The 17,835-nt window shown below is 70.8% G+C and carries 14 protein-coding genes; 11 read left to right on the forward strand and 3 right to left on the reverse strand.

Annotated features, from left to right (window positions below; genetic code table 11):
* The first annotated feature begins 30 nt into the window (after positions 1 to 30).
* The 4 genes from ABB07_RS14020 to ABB07_RS14035 all read left to right on the forward strand — a co-directional run bounded on the left by ABB07_RS14020 (position 31) and on the right by ABB07_RS14035 (position 6,552).
* Positions 31 to 1,701 (forward strand): fumarate hydratase, encoded by a 1,671-nt coding sequence (locus ABB07_RS14020; RefSeq protein ID WP_208899029.1) that lies wholly within the window; start codon positions 31 to 33, stop codon positions 1,699 to 1,701.
* 232 nt (positions 1,702 to 1,933) lie between these two features.
* Complete coding sequence (locus ABB07_RS14025) at positions 1,934 to 3,319, forward strand: class II fumarate hydratase (protein WP_208899030.1); 1,386 nt, start codon at positions 1,934 to 1,936, stop codon at positions 3,317 to 3,319.
* A 94-nt stretch (positions 3,320 to 3,413) separates the two neighbouring features.
* Positions 3,414 to 4,148, forward strand: a complete 735-nt coding sequence (fomD, locus tag ABB07_RS14030; RefSeq protein ID WP_208899031.1) for a cytidylyl-2-hydroxypropylphosphonate hydrolase — start codon at positions 3,414 to 3,416, stop codon at positions 4,146 to 4,148.
* Positions 4,149 to 4,407: 259 nt separating this feature from the next.
* Positions 4,408 to 6,552, forward strand: a complete 2,145-nt coding sequence (locus ABB07_RS14035) for a SpoIIE family protein phosphatase (RefSeq protein WP_208899032.1) — start codon at positions 4,408 to 4,410, stop codon at positions 6,550 to 6,552.
* 119 nt (positions 6,553 to 6,671) lie between these two features.
* Here ABB07_RS14035 and ABB07_RS14040 read toward each other — a convergent pair whose 3' ends face one another.
* Complete coding sequence (locus ABB07_RS14040; protein ID WP_208899033.1) at positions 6,672 to 9,056, reverse strand: transglycosylase domain-containing protein; 2,385 nt, start codon at positions 9,054 to 9,056, stop codon at positions 6,672 to 6,674.
* 215 nt (positions 9,057 to 9,271) lie between these two features.
* On the opposite strand from ABB07_RS14040, the gene ABB07_RS14045 reads away from it, so the two are divergent.
* From ABB07_RS14045 to ABB07_RS14065, 5 genes are all read left to right on the forward strand, one after another.
* On the forward strand, positions 9,272 to 10,201 hold the full coding sequence (locus tag ABB07_RS14045; protein ID WP_208899034.1) for an SPFH domain-containing protein: 930 nt from the start codon (positions 9,272 to 9,274) through the stop codon (positions 10,199 to 10,201).
* A complete protein-coding gene (locus ABB07_RS14050) occupies positions 10,198 to 10,449 on the forward strand; it encodes a type II toxin-antitoxin system antitoxin (protein WP_244189350.1) in 252 nt (83 codons plus the stop codon). The genes ABB07_RS14045 and ABB07_RS14050 overlap by 4 nt, the downstream gene beginning before the upstream one ends.
* Before the next feature lie 143 nt (positions 10,450 to 10,592).
* Positions 10,593 to 11,117, forward strand: coding sequence for a PadR family transcriptional regulator (locus ABB07_RS14055; protein ID WP_055704790.1), 525 nt, complete (start codon positions 10,593 to 10,595; stop codon positions 11,115 to 11,117).
* Positions 11,114 to 11,803, forward strand: coding sequence for an ABC transporter ATP-binding protein (locus tag ABB07_RS14060; protein ID WP_208899036.1), 690 nt, complete (start codon positions 11,114 to 11,116; stop codon positions 11,801 to 11,803). Before ABB07_RS14055 ends, ABB07_RS14060 begins: the two co-directional genes overlap by 4 nt.
* Positions 11,800 to 14,142, forward strand: a complete 2,343-nt coding sequence (locus ABB07_RS14065; RefSeq protein WP_208899037.1) for an ABC transporter permease — start codon at positions 11,800 to 11,802, stop codon at positions 14,140 to 14,142. Before ABB07_RS14060 ends, ABB07_RS14065 begins: the two co-directional genes overlap by 4 nt.
* Positions 14,143 to 14,225: 83 nt before the next feature.
* Here ABB07_RS14065 and ABB07_RS14070 read toward each other — a convergent pair whose 3' ends face one another.
* Positions 14,226 to 15,176 (reverse strand): LysR substrate-binding domain-containing protein, encoded by a 951-nt coding sequence (locus tag ABB07_RS14070; RefSeq protein ID WP_208899038.1) that lies wholly within the window; start codon positions 15,174 to 15,176, stop codon positions 14,226 to 14,228.
* Positions 15,177 to 15,308: 132 nt separating this feature from the next.
* Between ABB07_RS14070 and ABB07_RS14075 the strand changes: the two genes are divergently transcribed.
* Both ABB07_RS14075 and ABB07_RS14080 read left to right on the forward strand, forming a co-directional pair.
* Complete coding sequence (locus ABB07_RS14075; protein ID WP_208899039.1) at positions 15,309 to 15,863, forward strand: peroxiredoxin; 555 nt, start codon at positions 15,309 to 15,311, stop codon at positions 15,861 to 15,863.
* 3 nt (positions 15,864 to 15,866) lie between these two features.
* A complete protein-coding gene (locus ABB07_RS14080; RefSeq protein WP_208899040.1) occupies positions 15,867 to 16,400 on the forward strand; it encodes an alkyl hydroperoxide reductase in 534 nt (177 codons plus the stop codon).
* A gap of 21 nt (positions 16,401 to 16,421) precedes the next feature.
* On the opposite strand, the gene ABB07_RS14085 is transcribed toward ABB07_RS14080, so the two are convergent.
* Entirely contained in the window at positions 16,422 to 17,744 is a 1,323-nt protein-coding gene (locus tag ABB07_RS14085; protein WP_208899041.1) for an AI-2E family transporter, read from the reverse strand.
* Positions 17,745 to 17,835: the final 91 nt, after the last annotated feature.

Consider the following 17,835-nt stretch of genomic DNA (forward strand, 5'->3'; position numbering starts at 1 on the left):
GCCGTCCGTCAGAGTGAGGAATGGGCTGAGATGCCTGAGTTCGCGTACACCGATCTGCTCCCCCAGGGAGAGGACACCACCCCGTACCGGCTGGTGACGTCCGAGGGCGTCTCCACCGTCGAGGGCCCGGACGGGCGGACGTTCCTCAAGGTGGAGCCGGAGGCGCTGCGCAAGCTGGCCGCGGAGGCCATCCACGACATCCAGCACTACCTGCGCCCGGCCCACCTCGCCCAGCTGCGCCGGATCATCGACGACCCGGAGGCGTCCGGCAACGACAAGTTCGTGGCGCTGGACCTGCTGAAGAACGCGAACATCGCGGCGGCCGGCGTGCTCCCGATGTGCCAGGACACCGGCACGGCGATCGTCATGGGCAAGCGCGGCCAGAACGTGCTGACGGAAGGCCGCGACGAGGAGGCGCTGAGCCGCGGCATCTACGACGCCTACACCAAGCTGAACCTGCGCTACTCGCAGATGGCTCCGCTCACCATGTGGGAGGAGAAGAACACCGGCTCCAACCTGCCGGCCCAGATCGAGCTCTACGCCACCGACGGCGGCGCGTACAAGTTCCTGTTCATGGCGAAGGGCGGCGGCAGCGCCAACAAGTCCTTCCTCTACCAGGAGACGAAGGCCGTCCTGAACGAGGCCTCCATGATGAAGTTCCTGGAGGAGAAGATCCGTTCGCTCGGTACGGCCGCCTGCCCGCCGTACCACCTGGCGATCGTCGTCGGCGGCACCAGCGCGGAGTACGCCCTGAAGACCGCGAAGTACGCCTCCGCGCACTACCTGGACGAGATCCCGGCGGAGGGCTCGGAGCTCGGCCACGGCTTCCGCGACAAGGACCTTGAGCAGAAGGTCTTCGAGCTGACCCAGAAGATCGGCATCGGCGCGCAGTTCGGCGGCAAGTACTTCTGCCACGACGTCCGCGTGGTCCGCCTGCCCCGGCACGGCGCGTCCTGCCCGGTCGCGATCGCCGTCTCCTGCTCGGCCGACCGCCAGGCCGTCGCGAAGATCACCGCCGAGGGCGTCTTCCTGGAGCAGCTGGAGACGGACCCGGCGCGCTTCCTGCCGGAGACGACGGACGCGCACCTGGAGTCGGACGGTGACGTGGTCAAGATCGACCTCAACCAGCCGATGGACACGATCCTCGCGGAGCTGACGAAGTACCCGGTGAAGACCCGCCTGTCCCTGACCGGCCCGCTGGTCGTGGCCCGTGACATCGCGCACGCCAAGATCAAGGAGCGGCTGGACGCGGGCGAGGAGATGCCGCAGTACCTGAAGGACCACCCGGTGTACTACGCGGGTCCGGCGAAGACCCCCGAGGGCTACGCCTCCGGTTCCTTCGGCCCGACGACGGCCGGCCGCATGGACTCCTACGTGGAGCAGTTCCAGGCGGCGGGCGGCTCGAAGGTGATGCTGGCGAAGGGCAACCGGTCGAAGCAGGTCACGGACGCGTGCGCGGCCCACGGCGGCTTCTACCTGGGTTCCATCGGCGGCCCCGCCGCCCGCCTCGCCCAGGACTGCATCAAGAAGGTCGAGGTCCTCGAGTACGAGGAGCTGGGCATGGAGGCCGTCTGGAAGATCGAGGTCGAGGACTTCCCGGCGTTCATCGTCGTGGACGACAAGGGCAACGACTTCTTCACCGACCCTGCCCCGCAGCCGACGTTCACCTCGATCCCGGTCCGGGGCCCGGGCCTGGCCTGACGCCCCGCCGCAGTACTCGGGCATGGCGGCTTGCGGGTGGCGGGCGGGGCGCGCGGTCGCGCCTCGCCTGCCCGCCGGGTGAGCCGGGTGGGTGTGAGGGGAGGCAATGGGCAGACCTGTTCCACCGCTCCTTGCCCCACACCCCCCGGCCTGCGGCTTTGGTCATGGCCCGTCTCACTCACTCAGCGTAACGACAGGGAACAACCGCGCCTGCCCGACCGCTATAACCGCCATGAGCGACTACCGCATCGAGCACGACTCCATGGGCGAGGTCCGTGTCCCCGCCGCCGCCAAGTGGCGCGCCCAGACGCAGCGCGCCGTCGAGAACTTCCCGATCTCGGGGCAGCGGCTGGAACGCGCGCACATCGAGGCGCTGGCCCGGATCAAGGGCGCCGCCGCCAAGGTGAACGCCGAACTCGGCGTGCTCGACGAGGAGGTGGCCGAAGCGATCCAGGAGGCCGCGGCCGAGGTCGCCGAGGGGCGATGGGACGAGCACTTCCCCATCGACGTCTTCCAGACCGGCTCCGGCACCTCGTCCAACATGAACACCAACGAGGTCATCGCCACCCTCGCCAGTGACCGGCTGGGCCGGGACGTGCACCCGAACGACCACGTCAACGCCTCGCAGTCGTCCAACGACGTCTTCCCCTCCTCCATCCACATCGCCGCCACCGCCGCCGTCACCCACGACCTGATCCCCGCCCTCGACCACCTCGCCGCCTCCCTGAGCCGCAAGTCCGGGGAGTTCGCCGATGTCGTGAAGTCCGGGCGGACCCACCTCATGGACGCCACCCCCGTGACGCTCGGTCAGGAATTCGGCGGGTACGCCGCGCAGGTTCGCCACGGCGTCGAGCGGCTCCGCGCCTCCCTTCCCCGGCTCGCCGAACTCCCCCTCGGCGGCACCGCCGTGGGCACAGGTATCAACACCCCGCCCGGTTTCTCCGCCGCCGTCATCCAGGAGGTCGCCCGGGCCACCGGGCTGCCGCTCACCGAGGCCCGTGACCACTTCGAGGCGCAGGGCGCCCGGGACGGGATCGTGGAGACCAGCGGACAGCTCAGGACCATCGCGGTCGGACTGACGAAGATCGCCAATGATCTGCGGTGGATGGCGTCCGGGCCGCGCACCGGGCTCGCCGAGATCCGGCTGCCGGACCTGCAGCCGGGGTCGTCCATCATGCCGGGCAAGGTCAACCCGGTGATCCCCGAAGCCGTCCTCATGGTGGCCGCGCAGGTCATCGGCAACGACGCCACCATCGCCTGGGCCGGCGCCGCGGGGAACTTCGAGCTGAACGTCATGCTGCCGGTCATCGCCAAGAACGTGCTCGAATCCATCCGGCTGCTCGCCAACGTCTCCCGGCTGCTGGCCGACCGGACGGTCGACGGCATCACCGCCGACCGGGAGCGGACCCGGGAGTACGCGGAGTCGTCCCCGTCCGTGGTGACCCCGCTGAACAAGTACATCGGCTACGAGGAGGCCGCGAAGGTCGCCAAGAGGTCGCTCGAGGAGCGGAAGACGATCCGTGAGGTCGTACTGGAGAGCGGCTATGTCGAGCGCGGCGACCTGACGCTCGACCAGCTCGACGAGGCCCTGGATGTCCTGCGGATGACGCACCCGTAACCACGAGCGAACCTTTCCGGCCACCGGTCACCGGCCGCCCGGAACCGTGACGTGCACCGCAGCGTCGTATGCCTGCGGCACCTAATATCTGTCCATGACGGACGACGGAGCGACGACAGACGTGGAGACGGCGGACGCGGCGGACCCGGCGGACACGGCCGAGGCCGCGGGGACGGGACCCGCGCCCCACTGGGCCCCCGGGGCCCAGATCCTGTGGCGCTACCGGGCGAACGCCGGTGCGCGCATCCACATCGCCCGGCCCGTCACCGTCGTCCGTGACGACGCCGAACTGCTCGCCGTGTGGATGGCCCCCGGCACCGAGTGCGTGAAGCCGGTCCTCGCCGACGGCACGCCCGTGCACCTGGAGCCGCTCCGGTCCCGCTACACCAAGCCGCGCTCGGTGCAGCGGGACCGCTGGTTCGGCACGGGTGTGCTGAAGCTGGCCCAGCCGGGCCGGCCCTGGTCGGTGTGGCTGTTCTGGGAGCCGGGCTGGCGGTTCAAGAACTGGTACGTCAACCTGGAGCAGCCGCTGGCCCGTTGGTCGGGCGGGGTGGACTCCGAGGACTACTTCCTGGACATCTCCGTGCACCCCGACCGAAGCTGGCACTGGCGCGACGAGGACGAGTTCGCGCAGGCCCAGCGGGACGGGCTGATGGACGCGGCCACCGCCGAGCGGGTCCGGGCGGCCGGGCGGGACGCGGTCGAGGTGATCGAGGCGTGGGGGACGCCGTTCTCGGACGGCTGGCAGCACTGGCGCCCGGATCCGTCCTGGGCGGTACCTTCTCTCCCGGAGGACTGGGACCGTACGCCCGCGCATGTGTCCTCATGAGACCCTTGATGCGCCCCCGGGCACAAAACGTAGGATCGTCCTCCGCAAGGGCGCGTACAAGCAACTCCCGGGGCATGTGCCGGGCTTGACCGATCGTCACCGAGGGGCGGCAGCACGTGAGCGAGGGGCACCAGGGCACAGGAACCACCTCTGACCACGCGGGAATTCCGTTCCTGGGGCACGTATTGCGGGTATCGGGACTTCTGCGGGAGCAACTGCGCGCCCGGCGCGCAGTGCCGTACGGATGGATGCGACACGCGTGACGGAGCAGCCCACCTCCTTCGAGCGCCCTCAGGGCGCCGACCCCGCGGAGGGCCACGGGGCGCTCACGCGTGCCCCGAAACCGGCCGGCACCCCGGCCTTACCGGCGCAGGCCCGGCCGGAGGGAGTGTCCTGCGCACCGGGCACGGCCACACCGTGTGGCCAGGGAAAGGACGGCAGGGGGACGCAGTCCCCGGTCGGCAAGGGGAAGGAGCCCCCAGTCAACGGCCCCGAGCACTCCCAGCCCGCCACCACCGAGCCCGGCGCACACCGCCCGCGTCCCGCGCCCGAGGCGGCCCTTCCGGCGCGCCCCGCGCCGGAGGCCATCCCGCCGCAGCCCGGCGCCGAGCAGGAGCGGGCGACGGGCGGTCAGGAGCGCCGTACCGGGCGGGGTCTGCCGCCGGGCCGGCCGATGCCGATGCGGCGCGACGGCGACCGGCTGCGCTTCGTGGGCGCGGCCACCCGGCGGATCGCGCGCGGTCTGGACCTGGACGAGATCGTGATGGGGCTGTGCCGGGCGACCGTGCCGACGTTCTCGGACGCGATCCTGGTCTATCTGCGCGACCCGCTGCCGGTCGGCGACGAGCGGCCCACCGGTCCGGTGGTGCTGCGGCTGCGCCGTACCGACCGGATTCCGGAGGACCGGGACACCGACGGGGTGCTGCTGCCGCCCGCCTTCGAACCCGAGCCGGATCCGAGTGCGCTGGCCGAGCTGTCCTCGCTCACCACCGAGCTGTGCGAGGTGCGCCCCGGCGGTGCGCTGAACGAGGTGCTGCGCGGGGTGCGCCCGGTGTTCGCCGACTCGCCCGCCGCCCGGGCCGCGCTGCCGGAGCTGCTCGGCGAGTGCGCCGAGACGGTCGTACCGTCCGGGCAGCACGCGATCCTCGCGCCGCTGCGCGGCCGGCGCCGGGTGATCGGCGCCGCCCTGTTCCTGCGCCGCCCGGAGCGGCTCGCGTTCGAGGCCGACGACCTGCTGGTGGCGGCCCAGCTGGCCACGCACAGCGCGCTCGGCATCGACAAGGCGGTGCTGTACGGCCGTGAGGCGTACATCGCCGACGAGCTGCAGCGCACCATGCTGCCCGAGACCCTGCCCCGGCCGACGGGCGTGCGGCTGGCCTCCCGGTATCTGCCGGCCGCGGAGACCGCGCGGGTCGGCGGCGACTGGTACGACGCGATCCCGCTGCCCGGCAGCCGGGTCGCGCTCGTGGTCGGTGACGTCATGGGCCACTCCATGACCTCGGCGGCGATCATGGGCCAGCTGCGGACGACCGCGCAGACCCTGGCCGGTCTCGACCTGCCGCCGCAGGAGGTGCTGCACCACCTGGACGAGCAGGCGCAGCGGCTCGGCACGGACCGCATGGCGACCTGCCTGTACGCCGTCTACGACCCGGTGACGCACCGCATCACCATCGCCAACGCCGGCCATCCGCCGCCCGTGCTGCTGCACCTGGGCGGCCGGGCCGAGGTGCTGCGGGTGCCGCCGGGGGCGCCGATCGGCGTCGGGGGTGTCGACTTCGAGGCCGTGGAGCTGGACGCGCCCGCCGGGGCCACGCTGCTCCTCTACACCGACGGGCTGGTGGAGTCCCGGCTGCGGGACGTGTGGACCGGCATAGAGCAGCTGCGGGAGAAGCTCGCCGCGACCGCCCGGTTGACCGGCCCGGACCATCCGCCGCCGCTGGAAGCCCTGTGCGACGAGGTGCTGGACATGCTCGGGCCGGGCGACCGGGACGACGACATCGCGCTGCTCGCCGCCCGCTTCGACGGGATCGCGCCGAGCGACGTCGCGTACTGGAAGCTGGAGCCGGACGACACGGCCCCCGGCCAGGCCCGCCGCCTGGCCCGGCGCGCGCTCGCCCGCTGGGACCTGGAGGATCTGTCGGACTCGGTGGAGCTGCTGGTCAGCGAGGTCGTGACGAACGCCGTACGGTACGCGTCCCGGCCGGTGACGCTGCGGCTGCTGCGCACCGACGTGCTGCGCTGCGAGGTCGGCGACGACGTACCGCAGCTGCCGCGGCTGCGGCAGGCCCGGGCCGACGACGAGGGCGGGCGCGGCCTGTACCTGGTCAACAAGCTGGCCCGGCGCTGGGGCGCGACCCGGCTGAGCACCGGCAAGTCGGTGTGGTTCGAGCTGAACCGGGGCTGAGAGAGCCGTAGCTGCGTGAAAGAGCGCCCGGGGAGTTCCCGGGCGCCCTTTCACGTGTGCGCTCCACCTGCCTACCGGCCTGTTGGCCCGCTGGCCCACCGGCCTACGGGCCTACTGGCCTACTGGCCGAAGTTCCGGCCGCCACCCGGATCGAGCGGGTTGTCCGAGATGCCGCCTGTCGGCGTCTGCGTCGGCGTCTGTGTGGGGGTCTGCGTCGGCGTCTGCGTGGGCGTCTGGGTCGGCGTCTGCGTCGGCGTCTTCGACGGCGGCGCGGAGCTGGTCGGCGGCTTGCTGGTCGGCGTGTGCGACGGCGTCTGGGACGGGGTCTGGCTGTGCGTCGGGGTCTGTGTCGGCTGGACGGCCGCGCCCTGGTCGGTGTTCAGGTCGAACTTGCTGACGTCACCCATCGCCTCGAAGGTGTACGAGGCCCAGATCATCGCCGGATAGCCGCCACCGTTGATGCGGCCGGTGTGGCCGATGGGGTTGAGCGGGCCGGTCGCGCCCGTCAGCGGAACCTGCGCGTGCGTCTTGGAGTCCTCGCCGAACAGGCCGACCGAGGTGACCAGGCCGGGCGTGTAGCCGGTGAACCAGGCCGACTTGTTGTTGTCGGACGTACCCGTCTTGCCGGCGACCTGCTGGCCGTGGCGCGCCGAGTTGCCCGCCACCGAGTCGCTGGCCGTACCGTCGTCGACCACGCCGGTGAGCACGGAGGTGACCGTGTCGGCGGCCTTCTGGGGGATCACCTGGTCGCCGATCGGGTCCGGGAGAGCGAGGTCGCTGTCCTTGTGCTCCGCCGACTTGATGATCGCCGGGGTGACCTTCTTGCCGTGGTTGTCGAAGGTCGCGTAGATGCCCGCCATCTCCAGCGGACTCGCGCCCATGGAGCCCAGCGTCTGCGCGGGGACCGGGTCCATGCCCTTGGTGTCCATGCCGAGCTCGGCGGCGGTGGCCATCACCGTTCTCATGCCCACGTCGACGCCCATCTGCGCGAAGACGGAGTTGACGGACTTGTTCATCGCCGTCTGGACGGTGATGGGCCCGTAGTCCTGGTCGTCCTCGTTCGGCGGGCCGAAGCCGACCTTGCTGCCGCGGTCCACGACCTGGCGGCCGCTGGTGCCGTCGTAGATCGTGTTCGCCGTGATGGGCTGGCCGTCCTGCGTCGTGGCGCCCTCGGCCAGGGCGGCGGCGAGGATCACCGGCTTGAAGGTGGAGGCCGGCTGGTAGTCGCGGCGGGTCGCGTTGTTGGTGAAGTGCTTGAAGTAGTCGGCACCGCCGTACATGGCGAGGACCTTGCCGGTCTTCGGGTCGACGGACACGGCACCGGGCTGGACGTTGCCGTCGACGGAGCGCTTCTTCGGGTCCAGCTTGCTGATCAGCTGCGACGTGACCGCCTGCTCCAGCTGGGCCTGCTTCTTCTTGTCGATGTTCAGGGTGATGGTCCAGCCGCCCTTTTTCACCAACGCCTCGGCGTCCCCGATGGAGTTGGCCCTGCCCTGGGCGACCAGCTGCTTCTCCAGCGCCGCGTTGGCCGCGTCCACCAGGTAGCCGGTCTGTCCCTTCATGCCGGGCGCGGCCTTGGGCGCCTTCGGTACCGGGAACTTCAAGGCCTGGCGCTTGCCCGCGTCCAGCCAGTGCTGCTTGACCATGTTGTCCAGGACGTAGTTCCATCGGGCCACCGCCAGCTTCTTGCCGGTGTCGCTCGCGATGGCCCAGTCGTACTGGTTGGGTGCCTGGAGCAGCGCGGCCAGGTAGGCGCCCTCCTGGACCGAGAGGTCCTTGGCGTCCTTGTGGTAGTACGCCTGCGCCGCGGCCTGGATGCCGTAGGCGCCGCGGCCGTAGTAGCTGGTGTTGATGTAGCCCGCGAGGATGTAGTCCTTGGACTTCTGGCGGTCCAGCTTCAGCGAGATGACCAGTTCCTTCAGCTTGCGCGAGACGGTCTGGTTCTGGTCCAGGTAGTAGTTCTTGACGTACTGCTGGGTGATCGTCGAACCGCCCTGTGTGCCGCGCCCCATAAGGGTGTTGAGCACACCGCGGGCGGTGCCCCTGAGGTCGACGCCGGAGTCGTGGTAGAAGGTCTTGTTCTCGGCCGCGACGAAGGTGCGCTGGACGTCCTTGGGGACTTGGGCGAGGTCGACGCTCTCCCGGTTGAGCTGGCCGGTGCGGGCGAGCATGGTGCCGTCGCTGTACTTGTAGATGTTGCTCTGCAACTGGGCGTCGGCGTTCCCCACCGGGATGTCCACGTACATGTACAGCCCGATGAAGGCCGCGATCGTCAACAGGCACAGGCCGAAGAACGTGCCCAGGATCTTCTTCCAGGTGAAGAGGCGGCGTATGCGGCCCTTGGGCGGCTTGGCGGCCTTGCCGGCGGCTCTGCGGCCCGGGGCGGGCCCGGCGCTGCCGCCGGGTGCGGGCGCGGCGCCGCCTGCGGGGGCGGAGCGGCGGCGCTTGGGCGCCGCGCGGTGGCCACCGCGCTGGCGCGCTCGTCTCTCTTCCGCTCGTCCCATGGGTTCCTTCGCTCCGCTTCCGTCTCAGTGGTCAGCTCCGAAAGCTAACACCCGTCTATATGACAAAGGACGTCCGATCCGTTCTTTTACGGACGTGACAATCAGCACCTGCTCCAAGGGAACCGACGGTTGTGGAGGTCACAGGGTTGCTTCCGGCGCGAAAAGTGATATCACTTAGCTAGACCGAAGTGAGCACCACCTGAACGGGGATCACCATGACCGCCAACGACTCCGCACTCGACGTACCCGAGATGCCCGCGCCACAGGTGCGGGAGTTCACCGCGCACAGCATCGGCGGCGGGCTCGCGCTGCTGCTCGGCCTGCTCGGACTCGGTGCCACCGCCGGGCTGCTCGCCGCCGCCTCGGCCGTCACCGCCGCCGGCGCCAGGGCCGGGCTCATCGTCACCGGGATCGTCGTGTTCCTCGCCGCGATCATCTCGCTGCGCGGCCTGAACACCGTCGCGCCCGGCGAGGCCCGGGTCGTGCAGCTCTTCGGGCGCTACCGGGGCACGGTCCGGCAGGACGGCCTGCGCTGGGTGAACCCGTTCACCTCGCGGACCCGGATCTCCACCCGGGTGCGCAACCACGAGACCGCCGTACTGAAGGTCAACGACGCCTACGGCAACCCGATCGAGCTGGCCGCGGTCGTGGTGTGGAAGGTCCAGGACACCGCGCAGGCCACCTTCGAGGTCGACGACTTCACCGAGTTCGTGGCCACCCAGACCGAGACGGCCGTACGGCACATCGCGATCGAGTACCCGTACGACGCCCACGACGAGGACGGTCTGTCGCTGCGCGGCAACGCCGAGGAGATCACCGAGAAGCTGGCCGTCGAGCTGCAGGCGCGGGTGGAGGCGGCCGGAGTGCGGATCGTCGAGTCGCGCTTCACGCACCTCGCGTACGCTCCCGAGATCGCCTCGGCGATGCTCCAGCGGCAGCAGGCCGGTGCGGTCGTGGCCGCGCGGCGGCAGATCGTGGACGGCGCGGTCGGCATGGTCGAGGCGGCGCTCGGCCGGATCGCGGAGGCGGACATCGTGGAACTGGACGAGGAGCGCAAGGCGGCGATGGTGTCCAACCTGATGGTGGTGCTGTGCGGCGACCGGGCCCCGCAGCCGGTCCTCAACACCGGGACGCTCTACCAGTGACGGAGCCTTCGGGGACTCCGAAGCGTCGGCCTCAGCAGCGCAAGCAGGTGCTGCTGAGGCTCGACCCGTCGGTGTACGAGGCACTGGCGCGCTGGGCCGGGGACGAACTGCGGTCGGCCAACGCGCAGATCGAGTTCCTGCTCAGGAAGGCACTGGCCGAGGCGGGACGACTGCCGAAGGAGACGGGGCCGCTGCCGCGCCGGGGCCGGCCGCCGGGAGGCTCCGCCCCCGAACCCCCGTCGGCCTGAACGGCCTCCCCGCGCACGCCGGACGGGCTGTTTCGTTACCGAACCATGACAATGGCCCGCCACCTGGGCCCCCGTACGCGCCGCCATGATCTACACACTCCGCGTATACATGCGACGTATACACCGTGTGTAGAGTGCGGTGCATGTCCATCGGTCACACTCTCCTGGGACTCCTGGAGTCCGGCCCGCGGCACGGTTACGACCTGAAGCGGGCCTTCGACGAGAAGTTCGGTCACGACCGGCCGCTGCACTACGGCCAGGTCTACTCCACGATGTCCCGGCTGCTGAAGCACGGCCTCGTCGAGGTCGACGGGATCGAGGCGGGCGACGGCCCCGAGCGCAAGCGGTACGCCATCACCGGCGCCGGCATCACGGACGTCGAGCGCTGGCTCGGCACGCCGGAGAAGCCCGAGGAGTACCTGCAGTCGACCCTGTACAACAAGGTCGTCCTCGCCCTCCTCACCCATCGCGACGCCTCCGTCATCCTCGACACCCAGCGCGCCGAGCACCTGCGCAGCATGCGGATCCTGACCGACCGCAAGCGCAAGGGCGACCTCGCGGACCAGCTGATCTGCGACCACGCGCTGTTCCACCTGGAGGCCGACCTGCGCTGGCTGGAGCTGACCGCCGCGCGCCTCGACAAGCTCCGTGAGGCGGTGGCCAAGTGACTCCTCCCCCCGGCTCCCTGCTCGCCGCCGAGAACCTGCACAAGGCGTACGGCCCCACGGTCGCGCTCGACGGCGCCGAGTTCTCCATCCACCCCGGCGAGGTCGTCGCCGTGATGGGCCCCTCCGGCTCCGGCAAGTCGACGCTGCTGCACTGCCTCGCCGGCATCGTGCCGCCCGACTCCGGGTCCATCGTCTACAACGGCCGCGAACTGGCCGGCCTGAGCGACGCCGAGCGCAGCGCGCTGCGCCGGTCCGAGTTCGGTTTCGTCTTCCAGTTCGGCCAGTTGGTGCCCGAGCTGACCTGCGTGGAGAACGTGGCGCTGCCGCTCCGGCTGAACGGCACCTCCCGCAAGCAGGCCGAGAAGGCCGCGCTCACCTGGATGGAACGCCTGGAGGTGGACGACCTCAGGGGCAAGCGGCCCGGCGAGGTCTCCGGCGGCCAGGGGCAGCGCATCGCGGTGGCGCGGGCCCTGGTCACCGAGCCCCGGGTGGTGTTCGCCGACGAGCCGACCGGCGCGCTCGACTCCCTCAACGGCGAGCGCGTGATGGAGCTGCTGACCGACGCGGCCCGCACCACCAACGCCGCCGTCGTGCTGGTCACGCACGAGCCCCGGGTGGCCGCCTACTCCGACCGCGAGATCGTCGTACGCGACGGGAAGTCCCGCGACATGGAGCGGGCCATATGAAGGCACGGCAGTGGTCCAGGGACCTCGGCATGGGCGTCCGGTTCGCCTTCACCGGCGGGCGCGAGGGCTGGGTGCGGATGCTGCTGACCGCGGTCGGCGTCGGCCTCGGCGTGGCGCTGCTGCTGCTGACGACCGCGCTCCCGAACGCGATCGCGGTACGGCACGACCGTGACCAGGCACGCCTCGACTACACCTACGGCCCGCACCGGCCGAAGGCCGCGAACACGCTGGTGATCTCCGACGCCGACACGACGTACCACGGCACGGACGTCCGCGGCCGGCTGGTGGAACCGGAAGGGCCGCGGGCACCGGTCGCGCCGGGCCTGACGGCGTATCCGGCGCCCGGCGACATGGTCGTCTCCCCCGCGCTGAAGAAGCTGCTCGGCTCCGCCGACGGCAAGCTGCTGCGCGAGCGGCTGCCGTACCGGATCGTCGGGACGATCGCCGAGTCCGGGCTGATCGGCTCGCACGAACTCGCCTACTACGCCGGCGCGAAGGACCTGGCCTCGCACATCAACAACTGGCGGACGGCCCGGATCACCCACTTCGGGCCCGCGCAGGCGTCCCCGGCGGAAAAGGCCGACCCGGTGCTGATCCTGCTGGTGCTGGTCGTCTTCGCGGTGCTGCTGATGCCGGTCGCCGTGTTCATCGCCGCCGCCGTACGGTTCGGCGGCGAACGGCGCGACCGCAGGCTGGCCGCGCTGCGGCTGGTCGGCTCCGACAGCCGGATGACCCGGCGGATCGCGGCCGGGGAGGCGCTCGCCGGGTCACTGGTCGGGCTGGTCTTCGGCACCGTCTTCTTCCTGCTCGGCCGGCAGCTCGCGGCCTCGGTCGAGATCATGGACGTCAGCGTGTTCCCCAGCTATCTCAACCCCTCCCCGGCGCTGGCCGCACTGGTCGCGGTCGCCGTCCCGGCGGCGGCGGTCCTGGTCACGCTGTTCGCGCTGCGCGGGGTGGTCATCGAACCGCTGGGCGTGGTCCGTACGGCCAAGCCCGCGCGCCGCCGGCTGTGGTGGCGGCTGCTGCTGCCGCTCGGCGGACTGGCGTGCCTCGCGCCGATGATCGGCCAGGGCCGGAACAACGGCACCTTCAACGAGTACCTGGTGATCGGCGGCGTCCTGCTGCTGCTCGTCGGCGTGACCGCGCTGCTGCCGTGGATCGTCGAGGCGGTCGTGGCCCGGCTCGGGCGCGGCGGGGTGGCCTGGCAACTGGCCGTACGACGGCTGCAGTTGAGCAGTGGTACGGCGGCCCGCATGGTGAACGGCATCGCGGTCGCGGTGGCCGGGGCGATCGCGCTGCAGATGCTGTTCTCGGGGGTGCAGGGCGACTACACCAAGTCCACGGGCCAGGACACCGACCGCGTTCAGATGCAGGTCAACCTGTCCCGGGGCGTCCCCTTCGTGGCGGCCGCCGGGAAGTTCGCGGCGACCACGGGCGTACGCGAGGCCACCGCCCTCGGCAGCACCGAGATGGGCGACCGGCCCTGGCGCGGGGACGCCGGGCCGGAGAACACGGTGGGCCTCACCGTCGGCACCTGCGCCTCCCTGCGCAAGGTGGCCGCGCTGACCTCCTGCCACGACGGGGACGTCTTCGTCGCGAAGGGCGGGGACGAGGACTCCGAGGTCGACAGATACGCCCGGCCGGGCCGCACGCTCCACGTCAACACGAGCGACGGCCGGGGCGACGGCCCGGACGTCGTCTGGACCGTGCCGCACGGACTGAAGCAGGCCCGCGCGATCACCGGGCCGAACGGCACCAAGGACAGCGGGGTGCTGATGACGCCGGCCGCGCTGACCGGCCGGATGAGCGGCGCGCTGACCGGAGGGGTGTACCTCAGGATCGACGAGTCGGTGCCGGACGTGCACGAGTACGTCCGCAACACGGCGGCGCGGATCGATCCGCTCGCGGACGCGATGGTGTGGTCGTCGACCGAGCAGTCGAACAAGTTCACGTCCATCCGCACCGGTACGTTCGTCGGCGCCGTCTGCGTGCTGGCACTGATCGGCATGAGCCTGCTGGTCTCCCAGCTGGAGCAGTTGCGCGAGCGCCGCAAGCTGCTGTCCTCGCTGGTCGCCTTCGGCACCCGGCGGCGCACCCTGAGCATGTCAGTGCTCTGGCAGACGGCGATCCCCATCGCCCTGGGCCTGCTGCTCGCCTCGGCCGTGGGCCTGACGCTGGGCGGGGTTCTGCTGAAGATGGTGGGCGCGACGGTGAGCGTGGACTGGCGGAGCGTGCTGTCGATGACGGCGGTGGGCGCGGGCGTCGTCGTGACCGTGACCTTGCTGAGCCTGCCGCCGCTGGTGCGGTTGATGCGGCCAGAAGGTCTGCGTACCGAGTAGCAGGATCGCTCCGGGGAGGGTGGCTCCGGGGTACGCGCGGCTGCGGGCCGGTGGGGGCTGGTCGCGCAGTTCCCCGCGCCCCTTCAGGGCGCTTCCAGCACCCGCACCGGCAGGGCACCCAACGCCCCCCGCAGAGCCACGGCCAACTCCGCGTACTCCGCGGAGCGCGCGGCCCCGGCCCGCATCGCGAAGGCGACCCGGCGGCTCGGGGCCGGGTCGGCGAAGGAACCGGTGAGGAGCTGGCTGCTGCGGGCGGTCTCCAGCTTCAGGGCCGTACGCGGCAGCAGCGTGCAGCCGAGGCCCCCGGCGACCAGCTGGACCAGCGTGGAGAGGCCGGCGGCGGTGGTCGTCACCGGGGCGTCCTCGCGGCCCGCCTCCCGGCAGATGTCGAGCGCCTGGTCCCGCAGGCAGTGGCCCTCGTCCAGGAGCAGCAGGTTCAGCTCCTTGAGCGCCGCGCGCGGGATGCCCTCGCGGCCGCCGAGCCAGTGGTCGAGCGGGGTGACGAGCACGAAGTCCTCGTCGAACAGCGGGAGTTCGACGACACCGGGCACGCCGAGCGGCACCGCCAGCAACAGCAGGTCGAGGCGGCCGGAGCCCAGGCCGTCGATCAGGCTGGCGGTCTGCTCCTCGTGCACCTGGAGGTCGAGGTGCGGATAGCGCTCGTGGACCAGCCGCAGCACGGTCGGCAGCAGGTACGGCGCGACCGTGGGGATCACCCCGAGGCGCAGGACGCCCGTGAACGGCGCCCGGACCGCCTCGGCCTCCTCCAGCAGCGCCCCGACGGCGTCCAGCACCGCCTTCGCCCGTACGGCGAGGCGCTCACCGGCGGGCGAGAGCAGCACCTTGCGCGTCGTACGCTCGAGAAGGGTCACCCCGAGGGTCTCCTCCAGCGCCGAGACCGCGCCGGACAGGGCGGGCTGGCTCATCCCGATGGCGGCCGCCGCGTCCCGGAAGTGCAGATGCTCGGCGACGGCGGCGAAGGCACGCAGCTGTGCGAGGCTCGGCTGCCTCCGTTTGCCGTTACTGACGGTCACTGATAACTACCTCCGATCAACATGACCGAGTGTAGCTATTTCACTAATCAATGCAGTCTGTGCCAACATCGACAAAGTCCAACCCATGGGAAACACCCCCAAAAGGGGTGTTCCTCGCTGCAAGGAGAGCGTGTGCTCACTGTCGGTGACAAGTTCCCCGAGTTCGAACTGACCGCCTGCGTCTCGCTGGAGAAGGGCAAGGAGTTCGAGCAGATCCACCACAAGTCCTACGAGGGCAAGTGGCTGGTCGTCTTCGCGTGGCCGAAGGACTTCACCTTCGTCTGCCCGACCGAGATCGCCGCGTTCGGGAAGCTGAACGACGAGTTCGCCGACCGCGACGCCCAGATCCTCGGCTTCTCCGGTGACTCCGAGTTCGTCCACCACGCCTGGCGCAAGGACCACCCGGACCTGACCGACCTGCCGTTCCCGATGATGGCCGACTCCAAGCACGAGCTGATGCGCGACCTGGGCATCGAGGGCGAGGACGGCTTCGCGCAGCGCGCCGTCTTCATCGTCGACCCGAACCGCGAGATCCAGTTCACCATGGTCACCGCCGGTTCCGTGGGCCGTAACCCCAAGGAGGTCCTGCGGGTGCTGGACGCCCTGCAGACCGACGAGCTGTGCCCGTGCAACTGGAACAAGGGCGAGAGCACCCTGGACCCGGTCGCGCTCCTGGCCGGTGAGTGACCCATGTCGCTCGACTCGCTGAAGTCCCGCGTCCCGGACTACGCCAAGGACCTGAAGCTCAACCTGGGCTCGGTCATCGGCAACTCCGACCTGCCCGCGCAGCAGCTGTGGGGCACGGTGCTGGCGACCGCCATCGCCTCCCGTTCCCCGATCGTGCTGCGTGAGCTGGAGCCGGAGGCGAAGGCGAACCTGACGCCGGAGGCGTACACGGCCGCCAAGTCGGCCGCCGCGATCATGGCGATGAACAACGTCTTCTACCGGACGCGCCACCTGCTGTCGGACCACGAGTACGGCACCCTGCGCGCGGGCCTGCGGATGAACGTCATCGGCAACCCGGGGGTGGAGAAGGTCGACTTCGAGCTGTGGTCGTTCGCGGTCTCCGCGATCAACGGCTGCGGTCTGTGCCTGGACTCGCACGAGCAGGTGCTGCGCAAGGCGGGCGTGGAGCGCGAGGTCGTCCAGGAGGCGTTCAAGATCGCTTCCGTGATCCAGGCCGTGGGCGTCACCCTTGACGCCGAGGCGGTGCTGGCCGAGTAGGCCGTCCCGGACAGGCCCCGTTCACTCCTGGTGGACGGGGTCTTCCGCGTTCTCGGGGAGGGGCTCTTCGGCGGCGGCCTTCTGCCGCTGCAGCTCCTCCGAGTACTGCCGCAGATACCCCACCACCGTGTTGGCCACCGCCACCAGCGGCACGGCGACCACCGCGCCGCCGATGCCGGCCACCATGCCGCCGGCGGCGACCGTGAGGACGACCGCGAGGGGGTGGACGCGGACCGCGCGGCCCAGGATGAACGGCTGCAGCACGTGGCCCTCGATCTGCTGGACCGCGAGGACGACGATCAGGGTCATGACGGCCGTGAAGACACCCTGGGTCACCAGCGCCACGATCACCGCGAGCGCGCCGGAGGCGACCGCGCCGACGAGCGGGATGAAGGAGAACAGGAAGATGAAGACGGCCAGCGGGACGGCCATCGGCACGTTGAGGAAGTAGATGCCGATGCCGATGAAGATCGCGTCGATCAGGGCGACCAGGACGGTGCCGCGCACATAGGCGGTCAGGGTGCGCCAGGCGCGCGGGCCGGCGCCGGCCACGCCCGGGCGGGCCGCCGCGGGCACCAGCTTCAGGAACCACTCCCAGATGCGCTTGCCGTCGTAGAGCAGGAACAGGGTCGAGAAGAACACCAGGAGGATGCTGGTGAGGGTCTCGATGATGACCTGGACGCCCTCCAGGCCCGCGGACGTTATCTGGTCGGCGTTGGCGCCGATCGCCTCGCGGAGGTTCTTCGCGATCTGGTTGATCTGCTTGTCGGTGACGTGGAACGGGCTCTTCAGCAGCCAGTCGCGCAGGTCGTCGATGCCGGACTGGATCTGGTTGGAGAGCGTGTCGATGTTCTCCATGACCTGCCAGGTCACGAACCAGCCCATCAGCCCTATGACGACGAACCCGCTGATCGCGGTGAGCGCGGTGGCCGGGCCGCGCGGCACTCCGCGGCGGGTGAGCCGGGCGACCGTCGGCTGCAGCAGCGCGGTGACCAGCAGGGCGATGACGAAGGCGAACACCACGAGCTGGACGGCGCTGATGACCTTCATCAGGACCCAGACCGTGCCGGCGAGCACCAGCAGCCGCCAGCCGGCCTCGGCCGCGACCCGCACGCCCCAGGGCACGGCCTCGGCGGGGTCGGGACGGGGGCCAGCGGCCGGCGTGGGCCGGCGGGCGGCCGGTACGGGGATCGGGTCGGGGCCGGGGGCGGCGGGTTCGGGCGGGGTGTCCGCGGGGGTCGCGGTGTCCTCGCGCGCCACCTCGGCACGGCGCTCGTCCAGGCGCTCGCTCATCTCGGTGAGACCGGCGCCGAGCTTGCCGAGCCACCCTGGCACTCGCGACATGATCCGTCCTCTTCCCCCGCGTCCCCGCGTGCTCGCCACCTCTCCTCCCCCTGGAGGCGTTCGGGTACGACCGTACAGGGCGAAAGCCCCT

Source organism: Streptomyces incarnatus (genome assembly GCF_001027185.1).
Taxonomy (GTDB): domain Bacteria; phylum Actinomycetota; class Actinomycetes; order Streptomycetales; family Streptomycetaceae; genus Streptomyces; species Streptomyces puniciscabiei.

What these genes read in the sequence shown, in the direction of transcription:
- ABB07_RS14020 (WP_208899029.1), top strand. Translation starts at nt 31, where the DNA reads ATGCCTGAGTTCGCGTACACCGATCTGCTCCCCCAGGGAGAGGACACC.
- ABB07_RS14025 (WP_208899030.1), top strand. Translation starts at nt 1,934, where the DNA reads ATGAGCGACTACCGCATCGAGCACGACTCCATGGGCGAGGTCCGTGTC.
- fomD (WP_208899031.1), top strand. Translation starts at nt 3,414, where the DNA reads ATGACGGACGACGGAGCGACGACAGACGTGGAGACGGCGGACGCGGCG.
- ABB07_RS14040 (WP_208899033.1), bottom strand. Translation starts at nt 9,056, where the DNA reads ATGGGACGAGCGGAAGAGAGACGAGCGCGCCAGCGCGGTGGCCACCGC.
- ABB07_RS14045 (WP_208899034.1), top strand. Translation starts at nt 9,272, where the DNA reads ATGACCGCCAACGACTCCGCACTCGACGTACCCGAGATGCCCGCGCCA.
- ABB07_RS14055 (WP_055704790.1), top strand. Translation starts at nt 10,593, where the DNA reads ATGTCCATCGGTCACACTCTCCTGGGACTCCTGGAGTCCGGCCCGCGG.
- ABB07_RS14065 (WP_208899037.1), top strand. Translation starts at nt 11,800, where the DNA reads ATGAAGGCACGGCAGTGGTCCAGGGACCTCGGCATGGGCGTCCGGTTC.
- ABB07_RS14080 (WP_208899040.1), top strand. Translation starts at nt 15,867, where the DNA reads ATGTCGCTCGACTCGCTGAAGTCCCGCGTCCCGGACTACGCCAAGGAC.
- ABB07_RS14085 (WP_208899041.1), bottom strand. Translation starts at nt 17,744, where the DNA reads ATGTCGCGAGTGCCAGGGTGGCTCGGCAAGCTCGGCGCCGGTCTCACC.